Genomic DNA, 14690 nt, shown 5'->3' on the forward strand with positions numbered 1-14690 from the left:
GCAGCAAAAGAAGCAGAGCACCTATAAAGGCATAGATAGCCCACTCTCGGAGATCAGCACGCACGATCCAAAGCATATGCAGCAAACCCAGCCCCAGAATCACATAGGCCAGACGGTGCAGCTTCTTCCAGCGCACGCCTAGACGGCGTTGACTGTAACGATTGGAAGTCACCGCCAACGCCAGCAACCCGAGAAAACCTAATGTACCGACAATAATGTATGGCCGCTTACGCAGCTCAACGCCAAGCTGCGACCAATCGAACCCGAGAATAAATGCCATGTAGCTACATAGATGTAGAACCACATAGGCAAAACACCAAAGCCCCAATTGCCGACGTACTGCGATCCACCCCGCCCAGCCGGTCAATTTTTGCATAGGCGTCATGCTCAAAGTAATCAGCAACAACACCAACGTCCCGAGTCCGAGCCGATCAACCAGGACCTTGCCAGGATCCGGCCCAAGCAAATCTTCGAAGGCTTGATAAAACCACAGCAAAGGCCAGATCGCCGCTGCAATGAAAACACCCACTCGCCAGACCGGATATCGCATCAGTAATTCTTCCGCAGATCGAGCCCTGTATATAAAGAAGCAACTTCATCCGAGTAGCCGTTGAACATCTGGGTATCGCGCACATTCGGCTTGAACAGGCTGTTCGGCAACCGGCGCTCCCGTGCTTGCGTCCAGCGCGGATGGTCGACTGTAGGATTCACGTTCGCATAAAACCCGTACTCATCCGCCGCAATACTCTGCCATGTCGTCTTCGGCTGCTCGCTGACTAAACTGATCCGCACGATGGATTTGACGCTCTTGAACCCATACTTCCAAGGCACAACCAAACGCAGCGGTGCGCCATTCTGATTCGGCAATTCCCGGCCATACATGCCCACAGCCAGAATCGCCAATGGATTCATCGCCTCATCCAGACGCAAGCCTTCTACATAAGGCCAGTCGATCAGGGCAAAACCAGAGCGCTGTCCTGGCATGCTCTTGGGATCCTGCAGCGTTTCGAAACGGATGTACTTGGCATTGGAGGTAGGCTCGACCTGCTTGAGCAGCGCCGAGATAGGAAAACCGATCCACGGAATAACCATCGACCAGGCTTCAACGCAGCGCAGGCGATAGATGCGCTCTTCCAGCTGATACGGCTTCATGAAGTCTTCCAGCGCATAACGCCCTGGCTTACCCACCTCCCCGTCTACCACAACACTCCAGGGTTCGGTTTTCAGCGTCCCGGCATTCGCCGCCGGGTCACCTTTGTCAGTACCGAACTCATAGAAGTTGTTGTAGTGAGTCGCGTCTTTATAAGGGGTGATCGCCTCATCCTTGACGTTGACCGCTCCCCACTTAGTAGAGGGAAGCTTCTCGGTAAACCAGGCTGGCGCTTTACCCGCCTCGACATCAGCATATCGAGCGGCTTCGTCTGCACTTGCCCAGCGCGGCAAGCTGCTGACGGCGATACCGGCGGCAGTGGCTCCAAGCAATTGGCGACGAGAGAGATAAATCGATTCAGACGTGACATCCGACTCATGGCAGTCAGATGCTTTGGGGATTTTGATCAACATGACAACTCCGCAGCTTTGGAGGACAGATGTACCCATAGACTGCGGAGTATGCGGGAAATTACATCACTCGGCGTTTTTGTGGCGACGAAGATGCAGGAGGTATTGCACTGGGCCGGAGGCCGCATAAGCGAGAAACACCAGCAGCAGAATGCGCGGTGGATCGCTGAAGACCACGGCAAACACCAACACCACCGCGAGAATCGCAACGAAAGGCACACGCCCTTTCAAGTCCAGCTCCTTGAAGCTGTTGTACTTGATGTTGCTGACCATCAGCATGCCGGCAGCGGCCACCATCAGCGCGACCAGGAACGACATCTTCGAGCCCTGGATCCCGTAATCGCTGAACGCCCAGACAATACCCGCCACCACGCCGGCGGCTGCCGGACTGGCCAGACCGATGAAGTAGCGCTTGTCGGCAGTGCCAACCTGAGTGTTGAAGCGCGCCAGACGCAGGGCCGCACCCGCTACATAGATGAAGGCGACCATCCAGCCGACCTTGCCCATATCACCCAGCGCCCAGCCAAAGGCCAGCAGCGCCGGTGCCACGCCGAAAGCAACCATGTCGGACAGCGAGTCATACTCGGCGCCGAAAGCGCTTTGCGTATTGGTCATGCGCGCAACACGACCATCGAGGCCGTCGAGCACCATAGCGACGAAAATAGCGATGGCAGCGAAGGCGAAATACTTGCTCGCGTTCACCGAGTCCCCGGCGCTTAACGCAGCCTGGGCACTCATCGAGTTGATGATGGAGTAGAACCCTGCGAACAGGTTCGCAGTGGTGAACAGATTCGGCAGCAGATAGATACCACGATGCCGGACTTTACGACCTTCTGCGTCGTGCCCTTCTTCGATGTGTTCATCGATAGGCAGCAGGCTTTCGGCGTCAGAAGCCTTGTTCGGCTCTTCGGGACGTTCGCTCATGGACATTACCTTGCAACGGTTTGGAAAAAATTCGACAGGTGTCTGGGACGACGGTTCGGCCACAAACGATGCAGCTTTATACCAGAACCACCGCCTCAAACGAAAAAACGCGGCCGAGGCCGCGTTTTTCGTACAAGGGACGACGACTTAGTTTTTGGCTTTGTCGACGATCTTGTTGGCACCGATCCACGGCATCATGGAGCGCAGTTGCTCGCCGATGATTTCGATACCGTGAGCGGCGTTGTTACGACGCTTGGCGGTCATCGAAGGGTAGCCGGTTGCGCCTTCGCTGATGAACATTTTGGCGTATTCGCCGTCCTGAATACGTTTCAGGGCGTTGCGCATGGCCTGACGGGATTCGGCGTTGATCACTTCCGGACCGGTCACGTACTCGCCGTACTCAGCGTTGTTGGAGATCGAGTAGTTCATGTTGGCGATACCGCCTTCGTACATGAGGTCAACGATCAGTTTCAGTTCGTGCAGGCACTCGAAGTAGGCCATTTCCGGCGCGTAGCCAGCTTCAACCAGAGTTTCGAAACCGGCTTTGACCAGTTCAACGGTACCGCCACACAGAACGGCTTGTTCGCCGAACAGATCGGTTTCAGTCTCGTCCTTGAAGGTAGTTTCGATGATGCCGGTACGACCGCCGCCAACACCGGCAGCGTAGGACAGTGCAACGTTTTTGGCGTTGCCCGAAGCGTCCTGGTAGATCGCGATCAGGTCAGGGATACCACCACCCTTCACGAACTCGGAACGCACGGTGTGGCCCGGGGCTTTCGGCGCGATCATGATCACGTCGAGATCGGCACGCGGAACAACCTGGTTGTAGTGGATCGCGAAACCGTGGGAGAAGGCCAGGGTGGCGCCTTTCTTGATGTTCGGCTCGATTTCGTTCTTGTACAGCGAGGACTGGAACTCGTCCGGTGTCAGGATCATGACCAGGTCGGCAGCAGCAACAGCGGAAGCAACGTCGGTCACTTTCAGGCCGTGAGCTTCAGCTTTGGCAACGGTGGCCGAACCTTTACGCAGACCAACGGTAACGTCGACACCGGAATCTTTCAGGTTGCACGCCTGGGCGTGGCCCTGGGAACCGTAACCGATGATGGCAACTTTCTTGCCCTGGATGATCGACAGGTCGCAGTCTTTATCGTAGAAAACTTTCATGAATTTCCCCTATATATCCAGGCCGTTCAGGCCATTCGCTAATTTGGTTTAGATGCTGAGTACTTTGTCGCCGCGGGCAATGCCGGTCACGCCGCTGCGGACGGTTTCCAGAATCGATGCGGTGCCAATGGACTGAATGAAGCTGTCGAGCTTGTCGCTGGTACCGGTCAATTGAACGGTATACACGCTGGCGCTGACATCGACGATCTGTCCACGGTAAATATCGGTGGTGCGTTTGATCTCGGCGCGCTGGGCGCCAGTGGCCTTGACCTTGACCAGCATCAGTTCGCGCTCGATATGAGCACTTTCCGACAGGTCCACCAGCTTGACCACTTCGATCAGCTTGTTCAGGTTTTTAGTGATCTGCTCGATGACTTCATCGTGGCCAACGGTGGTCAGCGTCAGACGCGACAGGGTCGGGTCTTCGGTCGGGGCCACGGTCAGGCTTTCGATGTTGTAGTTGCGCTGCGAGAACAGGCCGACTACGCGAGACAGAGCGCCGGGTTCGTTTTCCAGAAGCAAGGAAATAATGTGCCGCATGATTAAGTACGCTCCGTCTTGCTCAGCCACATATCGCGCATCGAGCCGTCTTTGATCTGCATCGGGTAGACGTGCTCGCTGGTGTCGACCGAAATATCGATCACGACCAGGCGATCCTTCATGGCAAACGCTTCTTCCATCTTCGACTTCAAATCTTTCGAATCGGTGATGCGTACGCCAACGTGACCGTAGGCTTCAGCCAACTTGACGAAGTCAGGCAGCGATTCCATGTACGAGTGCGAGTGACGGCTGCCGTAGCTCATGTCCTGCCACTGACGCACCATCCCCAGAACACCGTTGTTCAGGATGACGATTTTTACTGGCAAGCCATATTGCAGGCAGGTCGACAGTTCCTGGATGTTCATCTGGATACTGCCTTCACCGGTGACGCAGGCAACGTCGTCTTCCGGGAAGCTCAACTTGATACCCATGGCCGCCGGGAAACCGAAGCCCATGGTGCCCAGGCCACCGGAGTTGATCCAGCGGTTAGGCTTGTTGAACGTGTAGTACTGCGCAGCGAACATCTGGTGCTGACCCACGTCGGAGGTGATAAAGGCATCGCCCTTGGTCACTTCGCACAGGGTTTCGATCACGGTCTGCGGCTTGATCTTGCTGCCGTCGCCCTTGTCGTAAGGAAACAGGCCGCGATCACCACGCCATTCATCAACCTGCTTCCACCAACTGGCCACAGACTCCTTGTTTGGGGTCTCACCGATTTCCTTGAGGATCGCGACCATTTCGGTCAGGACGCTCTCCACCGGACCAACGATAGGCACGTCAGCCTTGATGGTCTTGGAGATCGAAGCCGGGTCGATATCGATGTGGATGATCTTGGCGTTCGGGCAGAACTTCGCCGCGCCGTTGATCACGCGATCGTCGAAACGCGCACCGACAGCCAGGATTACGTCGGCATGGTGCATCGCCAGGTTGGCGGTGTAGCTGCCGTGCATGCCGAGCATGCCGATAAACTGACGATCGGTGCCAGGGAAGCCGCCCAGGCCCATCAGCGTGTTGGTCACTGGCAGGTTGAGCATTTTCGCCAGTTCGGTCAGCGGTGCGGAACCGTTGCCCAGGATCACGCCGCCACCGGAGTACAGCACAGGGCGCTTGGCCGCCAGGAGCATTTCTGCCGCCTTGCGGATTTGCCCCGAGTGACCGCGAACGGCCGGGCTGTAGGAGCGCAGCTTGGCTTTCTTCGGGAAGATGTATTCGAACTTCTCGGCCGGGTTGGTCATGTCTTTCGGAATATCGACCACGACCGGACCCGGACGACCGGATTGCGCCAGGTAGAAGGCCTTCTTCATGACTTCCGGGATTTCCGAAGCGTGCTTGATCATGAAGCTGTGCTTCACGATCGGCCGGGAGATACCGATCATGTCGGTTTCCTGGAACGCGTCGGTGCCGACCATGGTGCTAGGCACCTGACCGGAAATGATCACCATTGGAATCGAATCCATATAGGCGGTGGCAATACCGGTGATGGCGTTTGTGGCGCCTGGACCGGAAGTCACCAATACCACGCCGGCTTTACCGGTGGCACGGGCGTAGCCGTCAGCCATATGGGTAGCCGCTTGCTCGTGACGAACCAGGATGTGAGTCACTTCCGGCTCTTTGAACAGGGCATCGTAAACATGCAGGAGAGCACCACCCGGGTACCCGTAGATATATTTGACGCCTTCGTCACGCAAGAAGCGGACGAGCATCTCACCGCCAGATAAAAGCTCCACGTTGTTCACCTCTAAAACGCCAGAATACCGCCCACGAAAAATGGGACGGGTCTTAATAGGTTTACTTCTCGGCAGAGCATGAGCGACGGTGGTCGCCGACTACGTCAGCACTGACTGAGCAAGTATTGGGATCGTCCCAAGTGTTGCGGGCCTTTCCCACCCAGCGCGAGGTAACGCGTTGCGGGTGTAACAGGTCGGCGCGGATGTGCGCCTCATGATCTACCGAGTGGGTCTGCTTCTGGCAGTCCCTCTACAGCGGACTTTGGATTCTTCTGTTTCGCCCTCTCCAAGTCAAGCCGTCTATGTGCTTAATTGTGGGTAAGCACATGAGAACGCAAGAAAAAACCTGAAAACAGCTACTCTGTTAGTGTCAATTGCGCAATTTTGCCAAGGAATCAGCATGCGAATGCTTCTGTTAACCCTGCTGATCGGCCTCACCCCATGGTGCACGGCCGCTCAGATCTACAAATGGGTCGATGCCCAAGGTGTCACTCACTTTGATGCACAACCTCCCCAAGGCCAGCCGTCCACTACCCTGCAGACGCCATCCTCGCCTGCGGCAAAACCGGCGCCGATGCCAGGTGGCGGCGTGATGGGCGATCAGAAAGCCATCGACGACAAGGTCAAGAAGCAAGTCGCCGATCAACAAGCGCAGCTCAAGGCGTTTTGCGAGCAGGCACGTACGAATCTTGCGCAATTGCACAACAATCCGCGTTTGCGGGAGGAAGTTGAGGGGGAATTGCGGCGGCTGAGCGATGCACAACGTCAGGAGCGCATCGTCGAAGCGCAGAAGCAGATTGCGGAAAACTGCCAGTAACAACTGGCAGCTTCCGGTTCAGCGCGAAGCAGTAATCAACTGATCAAACTGTTTGAGCAATAACTGAAGCTGCCGATCCTTGCCCTGCATATTGCGCTGGGCGAAGACCATTTCAGCCATTTCCTGAATGCCCGAGGCGTTCGGCAAAGGCAGATCCTGCTCGAGGATCATCTTCATCCGAGGCAGAAAGATCCATTGCAGCCACTGCTCGAAGTCCAGCGTGTCGACCGAGAATGGCTCGACGCTGCTCAAGGCTTCTACCGACGGCTGAACTTCATCCCACCACCCCTGCGTGCGCAGCTCACGCTCAATCAGCAACAGCTGATCGGCGATTTTCGGGAAACGACTATCCATCACAACGAAACCTTGGCCTTCTGGCGAGCCTGCGCAGCGCCGGCGGAATCACCTTGTTTCTCACGGGACTGAGCGATGATTTCCCACAGGCTGGCCTGCAAGTCCGGACGGCCGTTGGCCATGGTCAGTGCACGACGGGCAAACTGCTCGGCTTGCGGCGCATCGCCTTGGGCCATACGCACCTGCGCCAGGCGATAAAGCACTTGCGGCTCACGCGGGGCAACACGCTGCGCGCGCTCCAGGCTGGACGACGCACCATTGAGGTCGCCACCGGCCTGTTGCTGTTGGGCAGTCGTCAGCAAGGCGAGTACCGGACCGTCCAGTTGCTCGTCCGCCGACAGACCGCCGCCGCTGCTGGCCGAAGGAATGCCGCTCGGCGTCGAAGGCATGCTGTAGCTGCCGGAGTTGATCGGTGCCGACTCGACTGGCGAAGGGTTGTACGGCCCCGGCGTGATGCCGCCGGATGCCGGGCCCGGCACGATTGGCGAAGAGCTGATCGGCGCCGATGTTGCCGCGCCGCCGCCCGGCACCATCACCACAACGCCAGTATCACCTTGCGGTATGGCCTGAGTCTGGCCCTGCGCAGGACGCTTGACCGTGGTTTGACGGAAGCCGCCATTGGCCGAAATACGTTCGCTGTTGGACACAGCCGTGCCCGAATCAACCACCGGAATCGAACCACGCTGTACGGTAGAGCAGCCGCTGAGCAAAGCCACGGCAGTCACCGCTGGAATCAACCACTTGTTCACTTGAAACCCTCTTTGCTTAATTCATCCAGCCCTTGACCCAATCCATCACCGACTCGCCGGAAGCAGGCGTTTCGCTTGCACAGGCAGCGCCGGGTGGTGGTTCGCTGCCGCGAACATACGGCATCTGCACCGCCCCCGGGCAGTTGGCATCAGAGCCTTGCCCGGTACGCGAATCGACCCACGCCTGGACGATGTTGTCCGGCTGTGGCATGTCCAGCGGCAGCGGGTCAGCCTTGCGCATGAAACTTGTCCAGACCTGCAACGCACCGGTAGCACCAGTGAATGGCGTCTTGCCGTTGTCATCGCGTCCCAGCCAGACCACCGCCAGCAGATCCTGACTGAAACCGGCGAACCAGCTGTCACGCGAGTCGTTACTGGTACCGGTCTTGCCGGCCAGTGTCAGGGTCTTGGGCAGCACGTTGTAAACCGAGCTGCCGGTGCCTTCACGCATGACCCGCTGCATGGCGTTCTGGATCAGGTAAATGGACGCCGGATCGAAACGCTGCTGAATCTGGAACGGATAACGCTTGAGCGGCTCGCCTTCGGCGGTCAGCACACTGCGAATCCCGCGCATCGGCGTATTGAAACCACCGTTGGCGAGGGTCTGATACATGGTCGCCACTTCGATCGGGGTCATGCCGCCGGCACCCAGCAACATCGACGGGAATGCCGGAAACTCGCGCGTCACACCCAGGCGCCCCAGCGTCTTGAGGACATTGGGCACGCCCACTTCCAGGCCCAGACGCGAGGTCGACAGGTTGTAGGAATGCGCCAGGCCCTGATAGAGGAACACAGTGCCGTGGGAACGACGATCGTAGTTCTGTGGTTTCCACACTTGACCGTTCGCCCCCTTGACCGACAACGGATCATCCGACAACCAACTGGTCAGGGTGTATTGGCTCGGTTTTTCCAGCGCAGTGAGATACACCGCCGGCTTGATCAACGAGCCGATCGGTCGTACCGCATCCAGTGCCCGGTTGAAGCCGGCATAGCTTGCCTGTCGGCTGCCGATCATCGCCTGGACTTCGCCGGTTTCCGGATTGGTCACGACCATCGCCGCTTCAACGTCATCGGAGCCTTTGCGCCCGGACAGACGCTTAAAGGTGTCGTTGACCGACGCCTCGGCTTTCATCTGCAGAATCGGGTCGAAACTGGTGAAGATCCGCAGACCTTCTTCGGTCAAGTCTTCGTCGCGGTAGTCTTCACGCAACTGGCGTTTGACCAGATCGATAAAGCCCGGGAACGAGCTGTCGGCCAGCTTGCCGCGAGTGGTCACACCCAGTGGCATTTTCTTCGCTGCTTCGACCTGCTCCGCCGTTGCGACGCCTTGTTGCTCAAGCACATCGAGCACCAGATTACGACGTTCCAGCGCACGCTCGGGATTGCGCCGCGGGTTGTAATAGGACGGGCCTTTGACCATTCCCACCAGCATCGCGACTTGATGCAGCTTCAACTCGGACAGAGGCTGACCGAAGAAGAACTGACTGGCCAGACCGAAACCGTGCACCGCGCGTTGGCCGTCCTGTCCGACGAAGACTTCGTTGAGGTAGGCCTCAAGAATTTCCTTCTTGTCGTAATGCAGCTCCAGCAGCATCGCCATCATCGCTTCGGTAAGCTTGCGGGACAGGCTGCGTTCGTTGGTGAGGTAGAAGTTTTTCACCAACTGCTGGGTCAGCGTACTGCCGCCCTGGGTCATCTTGCCGCCGGACGTGTTGACCCAGATGGCGCGGGCAATCGACTTCGGCGACACGCCCCAGTGACTGTAGAAATCCCGATCCTCAACCGCAACCAGGGTTTCCAGCAGATATGGCGGCACTTGATCGAGTTTGATCAGAATGCGGTCTTCAAGATTCTTCGGATAAATCCCGCCGATCAACACCGGTTCCAGGCGCACCACTGACAGCTTGGAGCCATTGGTGGCTGAAAGCTCGGCGACATAATCGCCCGAGAAGCGCACGCGCACCGGCTGCGCTTTCTCCAGACCTTCATAGAACTGGAAGCCACGGGTATTCAGATCGACGGTGTTGCCGCTGACGGCAGCGGCGCCAGGGCCATTGCTCACGGCTTCGCGGCGGTAGCCGAGGGCATCGAGTTCGGTGAGGAAATCGTCCTTGCTGAGCTTTTGTCCGACGAACAGCTCAAGCGGGCGCGCGTAGACCTTGGCCGGGATGGTCCAGCGCTTGCCGGAGAACTTCTCCTGCACCACGGCATCGAGGTAAACGGCGAAGCCGGCCAGCACCACAAGGCCGACCAGACTGAGTTTAATGGCCCAACCCAACCATGGGCGCAGGCCCTTGGCAGGTGGTTTTTTAGGAGTGCGGGGGGATCGAGTTCGAGTCATGGCGGCGGATTATACGCACTTTATTCATACTCAACAGGAGCGCTCCGAGGTTTGCGTCGGGCTGGCGAGCGGCCATAATGGCGACCTCGAATTTCCCCCAGTCTCTGAAGGATCGCCCGTGAGCCAGTCACTGATCGCTGCCCTGCAAAACCCGGCCCTCTACCCGCACCCCGTCGAAGGGTTCCAGGTCATCGAAACCCATATCTCGTGGGTGATCCTCACCGGTCCCTTTGCTTATAAAGTGAAGAAGCCCGTGAATTTCGGCTTCCTCGACTTCACCAATCTCGAACAACGCGGACACTTTTGCGGCGAAGAACTGCGTCTGAACCAGCGCCTGACCGACGATTTGTATCTGGAGGTGTTGCCTGTCACCGGCAGCGTCGAAGCCCCACAACTGGGCGGCGACGGCCCGGCTATCGAATACGTGCTGAAAATGCGTCAGTTCCCGCAGACCGGTTTGCTCAGCACCTTGCAAGCCAATGGCGAGCTGACCACCCAGCACATCGATGAAATGGCCGAGCAGATCGCCCATTTCCACCTCACCGCCCCAAAAGTCCCGGCCGAGCACGACGCCGGCACCCCGGACAGCGTGATGGCGCCGGTATCGCAAAACTTCGAACAGATCCTGCCGTTCCTCAGCGACAAAAATGACCTGCTGCAACTTGAAGCCCTGAAAGCCTGGGCCGAAAGCAGCTTTGCGCGTCTCAAGCCACTGTTCGCCCAGCGCAAGGCCGAAGGCTTCACCCGCGAGTGCCACGGCGATATTCACTTGGGTAACGCTACTGTCATTGACGGCAAAGTGGTGATCTTCGACTGCATCGAATTCAACGAACCGTTCCGCTTCACTGACGTCTGGGCCGACACCGGTTTCCTGGCAATGGACCTGGAAGATCGCGGCCTGAAATCCCTGGCCCGCCGCTTCATCAGCCAATACCTGGAACTGACTGGCGACTATCAAGGCCTGGAAGTGCTGAACTTCTATAAAGCCTACCGCGCACTGGTTCGCGCAAAAGTAGCGCTGTTCAGCATGCCGGCAGACGCGACCCCGGTGCAGCGCGCCACCACCCTGCGCCAGTACCGCAACTACGCCAACCTGGCGGAAAGCTACAGCACCATTCCTTCGCGCTTCATGGCGATCACCCACGGCGTTTCCGCTGTCGGCAAGAGCCACGTGGCCATGCGTCTGGTCGAAGCGCTGGGGGCGATCCGCCTGCGCTCCGATGTTGAGCGCAAGCGTCTGTTCGGCGAGCAAACCGTCGCCAATGATGTACAGGCCGGCATTTATAGTGCCGACGCCAGCGCCAAGACCTACGCGCGCCTGCATGAAATCGCTGACGTGATCCTGCACGCCGGTTTCCCGGTGGTGATTGACGCCACTTACCTCAAGCGCGAGCAACGTGACAGCGCGGCTCAAGTCGCCGAAGCCACCGGCACTCCGTTCCTGATTCTCGACTGCAACGCGCCGCAAGCGGTGATCGAGAGCTGGCTGGCGATTCGTCAGGCAGACAAACAGGATCCGTCCGACGCCACGCTGGCAGTGATCGAAGCTCAGCAGGCCAATCGCGAAGCGCTGACGCCGGAAGAAATCCTGCGCAGCAAACGCGTGCAGACCAATGAATCCGGCACACTGGACACCGTGGTCGCGCAAATCCGCCAACGCCTGCCAGGCCTGTAAGAAACTATTTCGGCCGTGAAGCCCTCGCCGGCTTCACGGCCGTCAAATAGTGGCACTATACTGGCGCCATAAAACCAACAGGTGATGTGACATGAGCCAGCCGAAACTTCTCGATACCCCGCTGTATGCCTTGCTGCACAAAGATGACATCACAGGTTTCAACAAGGAACGCCCGCAAGACGGGCCGATCGATATGGTCGGCGGCGACTTCCGTGGCCTCGACCTGCGTGAACTGAACGCCGATGGCGTGGATTTCCGGGACGCGTATTTCCGTTCCGCCGATTTGCGTGGCATTGATTTCCGCAACGCATCGCTGGAAGGTGCAAGCCTGGCCCACGCACAGATTTCCGGTGCGTACTTTCCGCCGGAGCTGAGCGCTGACGAGATTCTGATGTCGATGAACTTCGGTACACGCCTGCGTTATCGCACTCGCTAAACGCTTCTGCCTGATGTGTCCAGCGCCCCCGCTTTGCGCTGGACTGCTTGCTGCGCGGATTTTTCCCGCGCCATGGCATCCCTCCCCGCCCGCCTATCCTGCTGAAAATTGCGACCGTTCTTAGAAGCGTTTGCGTTGAATCCGACCAAACAACCACGCTTTTCCTACTGATGGCTACACTCCTGAGAAGCTCGCCCCACGCACCATTCGGCCGTCGCAAGGAGGCTTGATGAATGATGAACTGCAACACCTGAAGAATCTTGGCAAGACGTCGGCGCAATGGCTGCATGCCGTGGGCATCCACAGCGCCTCGGACTTGCGTCGCCTGGGCGCGGTGGACGCCTACCGGGCCGTGCGTACCCGCGGGTTTCGCGCATCGAAGGTGTTGTTGTATGCGATCGAAGGCGCATTGATGGATGTTCACTGGAACGACATCCCCGCCGAGCGCAAGGACGCCTTGAACAAGCAACTCGAAGCCATTTCCTCACGTCACAAGAACTGAACGGGCGCTGACCGTCATGTACCTGCTTGGGGAACAATCGGCATTTGCCGACTCAGTGATCAACCGTTTGCAGAATTTTCCTGCGCAGTGGCTGGAAGACCTCGTGCCGTGCGGCCCGGTGATTGAACTGGAGACGACCGATGACTTGATGGCACAGTTGCCCGGCGATCAGTTGTTTCTGCTGACGGAAGGTGTAATCAACGGGTACGTCGGTGCACGAGCACTTTTCTATTGGCAGGAAGGTGACTTGATCGGCCTACAACAGGGCGATGCATGGGGCGATTGCCGTCTGTGCAGTGAAGGACCGTTGCGCTTGTTGCCCTATCGCCGCAGCGATGTGTTCGGGCATTTGTACGCTGACGCCAACCGGGCGAACCAATTTCTCGAGTACCTGCTGGGCCAAATGGCACTCCTCGCCCACGCCGTGGCCGAACTGAAACCGCGGGAGTTTCGCAGTACCAACGGTTTCAAACGGGTCGAGGCCGGTGAAGTGCTGATCCACCAGGGCGATGCCGCCGATCACGTGTTTGTCATCATCGACGGGCATGCCGAAGCCTTTGTCGATGGACATAAGGTCGGCGAAGTGCCCAAGGATGAGATTTTTGGAGCCATGGCGGTGTTCACCGGGGAGCCACGAAATGCCACAGTAATTGCTCGTGATTCGAGCACGGTGATGCTGATTCCCGGTGATCAGTTTTTGAGCATGACCCGCAGCAATCCGAAGATCGCCCACAGCCTGATCGAAAGCATGGCGCGGCGCATCAGCCAGCTCAACGGCCAGATCACTCAACTGACTGCGGTCAAAACCCAGTTTTAAGTCCCCGTTTTCCGGGGCATTCCGGCCAATCCCGAGATTAAATCAGGCAAATGAAAAAACAGAGGTTGACTCGGTAATGAGAATCGCTATGATTATCACAACTGGTCGCGAGATCAGTCGATATTCTGAAAAGCCCTTGGTTCGGACTCTCAGATTATCTCCTCATCAGGCTAATCACGGTTATTTGACCCGGTTTTTACCGGGTCTTTTTTTGCCTGTGGAAAAGTCACTTGCCGAACTGTTTGCGCATTTCTTCGCAGTAATCACGCTTGGGCATGGCCGGGGTGTACCAGACGTAATCGGCCATCGCCGACGTAACCTCGGCGCCCTGCTCCGCCAGCATCAGCACTGCAGGAGCCTGGGTAGCGCCCAGATCCACAACATGCAGCGGCACCCCGACATCCTTGCGTGCATGCCAGGCACCCGCCAGCAGCAACGACGGTGTGGGCGCAGCCAATAAACGCTCGGCCATGCGCCGATCGCGTTGTTGCTGAACCGCCAGCATCGCCGGCATCTGCGACTCAGGCAGCAGGCCACAGTGGGAATCGCTGATCTGCTCCAGCAAAACAGTTTTCACCGATTGAGCATTGCTGCGCTCCCCCGGCATAACGGATGGATTGCGATAAAAGCTGCGGATTTCGTTGTTATCCAGATTCGCCGCCAGCAACGGATACGGCTGTGTGAGGGCGAAGCGAACAATCGGCCCATAGAGACTCCAGTCCCAACCCTCCTGCCAGGCCAATGCGTCAGGAAGGGTGTCGGGCTGAGACGCAGACTGGCGTAGCGCATCAACCTTCGGCTGCTGATCCGGCGCGAGCATTTCCAACAACAGGCTGCCCTGCGGCCGCTGTTCGCCAAGAGACTGCAAAAGCCATAACTGCGCGGCGTGGTGATCGGCGTTGTCATGCTGCTCGCCGATGATCAGCCGCTGCAGTTCAGCAAGACGTGTGAGCAGTTGCTGCGCGGTCAGCACCTGACCGCTGTGCAGGTCACGAATCTCGCCACTGACTGGCGGTGGCGCGGCAACATGCTGACACCCCGCGAGCAACAACACCGCCAACAGCCACATTCCTCGCATGCAATC

General features: G+C 58.0%; 15 protein-coding genes (1 of these 15 cut by a window edge). 5 read left to right on the forward strand and 10 right to left on the reverse strand.

The window, feature by feature from the left end; translation table 11 throughout:
- The 6 genes from msrQ to ACA074_RS23575 all read right to left on the reverse strand — a co-directional run.
- A protein-coding gene (gene msrQ / locus ACA074_RS23550) for a protein-methionine-sulfoxide reductase heme-binding subunit MsrQ (RefSeq protein ID WP_187679257.1) crosses the window boundary here: on the reverse strand, positions 1–550 show its 5' portion. Its footprint begins 74 nt before the window's first position; 550 of the gene's 624 nt are visible here — the first part of the coding sequence; the start codon lies at positions 548–550; its stop codon lies beyond the left edge, outside the window.
- Complete coding sequence (gene msrP / locus ACA074_RS23555; protein ID WP_497615362.1) at positions 550–1563, reverse strand: protein-methionine-sulfoxide reductase catalytic subunit MsrP; 1014 nt, start codon at positions 1561–1563, stop codon at positions 550–552. The genes msrQ and msrP overlap by 1 nt, the downstream gene beginning before the upstream one ends.
- 63 nt (positions 1564–1626) lie before the next feature.
- Positions 1627–2484: a CDP-diacylglycerol--serine O-phosphatidyltransferase gene (gene pssA / locus ACA074_RS23560; protein WP_187679255.1), complete on the reverse strand. Its 858-nt coding sequence runs from the start codon at positions 2482–2484 to the stop codon at positions 1627–1629.
- Positions 2485–2631: 147 nt separating this feature from the next.
- The gene (ilvC, locus tag ACA074_RS23565; RefSeq protein WP_003228216.1) at positions 2632–3648 is read right to left on the reverse strand and encodes a ketol-acid reductoisomerase; all 1017 of its coding nucleotides are present in this window, start codon (positions 3646–3648) and stop codon (positions 2632–2634) included.
- Positions 3649–3696: 48 nt separating this feature from the next.
- A complete protein-coding gene (gene ilvN / locus ACA074_RS23570) occupies positions 3697–4188 on the reverse strand; it encodes an acetolactate synthase small subunit (protein ID WP_003176102.1) in 492 nt (163 codons plus the stop codon).
- Between the two features lie 2 nt (positions 4189–4190).
- Positions 4191–5915 carry an acetolactate synthase 3 large subunit gene (locus ACA074_RS23575; protein ID WP_489881363.1) on the reverse strand — a complete coding sequence of 575 codons (1725 nt, stop codon included), beginning with the start codon at positions 5913–5915 and terminating at the stop codon, positions 4191–4193.
- Between the two features lie 400 nt (positions 5916–6315).
- On the opposite strand from ACA074_RS23575, the gene ACA074_RS23580 reads away from it, so the two are divergent.
- A complete protein-coding gene (locus ACA074_RS23580; RefSeq protein ID WP_497677906.1) occupies positions 6316–6732 on the forward strand; it encodes a DUF4124 domain-containing protein in 417 nt (138 codons plus the stop codon).
- An 18-nt stretch (positions 6733–6750) separates the two neighbouring features.
- On the opposite strand, the gene ACA074_RS23585 is transcribed toward ACA074_RS23580, so the two are convergent.
- From ACA074_RS23585 to mrcB, 3 genes are read right to left on the reverse strand one after another with little or no spacing between them, the layout of a single operon-like run.
- Complete coding sequence (locus ACA074_RS23585; RefSeq protein WP_187679252.1) at positions 6751–7086, reverse strand: YqcC family protein; 336 nt, start codon at positions 7084–7086, stop codon at positions 6751–6753.
- Positions 7086–7835, reverse strand: a complete 750-nt coding sequence (locus tag ACA074_RS23590; RefSeq protein WP_187679251.1) for a tetratricopeptide repeat protein — start codon at positions 7833–7835, stop codon at positions 7086–7088. Before ACA074_RS23590 ends, ACA074_RS23585 begins: the two co-directional genes overlap by 1 nt.
- A 16-nt stretch (positions 7836–7851) precedes the next feature.
- Positions 7852–10176: a penicillin-binding protein 1B gene (mrcB, locus tag ACA074_RS23595; protein ID WP_497677907.1), complete on the reverse strand. Its 2325-nt coding sequence runs from the start codon at positions 10174–10176 to the stop codon at positions 7852–7854.
- A gap of 118 nt (positions 10177–10294) precedes the next feature.
- Here mrcB and ACA074_RS23600 point away from each other — a divergent pair, with 118 nt between their 5' ends.
- From ACA074_RS23600 to ACA074_RS23615, 4 genes are all read left to right on the forward strand, one after another.
- Entirely contained in the window at positions 10295–11851 is a 1557-nt protein-coding gene (locus tag ACA074_RS23600) for a bifunctional aminoglycoside phosphotransferase/ATP-binding protein (RefSeq protein ID WP_401268423.1), read from the forward strand.
- 91 nt (positions 11852–11942) lie between these two features.
- Complete coding sequence (locus ACA074_RS23605; protein WP_007909940.1) at positions 11943–12287, forward strand: pentapeptide repeat-containing protein; 345 nt, start codon at positions 11943–11945, stop codon at positions 12285–12287.
- Between the two features lie 229 nt (positions 12288–12516).
- Complete coding sequence (locus tag ACA074_RS23610) at positions 12517–12789, forward strand: TfoX/Sxy family protein (RefSeq protein WP_003228231.1); 273 nt, start codon at positions 12517–12519, stop codon at positions 12787–12789.
- A 16-nt stretch (positions 12790–12805) separates the two neighbouring features.
- The gene (locus tag ACA074_RS23615; RefSeq protein ID WP_497677908.1) at positions 12806–13606 is read left to right on the forward strand and encodes a Crp/Fnr family transcriptional regulator; all 801 of its coding nucleotides are present in this window, start codon (positions 12806–12808) and stop codon (positions 13604–13606) included.
- A 226-nt stretch (positions 13607–13832) separates the two neighbouring features.
- Here ACA074_RS23615 and ACA074_RS23620 read toward each other — a convergent pair whose 3' ends face one another.
- Entirely contained in the window at positions 13833–14684 is an 852-nt protein-coding gene (locus tag ACA074_RS23620) for a ChaN family lipoprotein (protein ID WP_497677909.1), read from the reverse strand.
- Positions 14685–14690 lie beyond the last annotated feature (6 nt).

The sequence above is a fragment of the Pseudomonas sp. LBUM1655 genome, assembly GCF_059716085.1.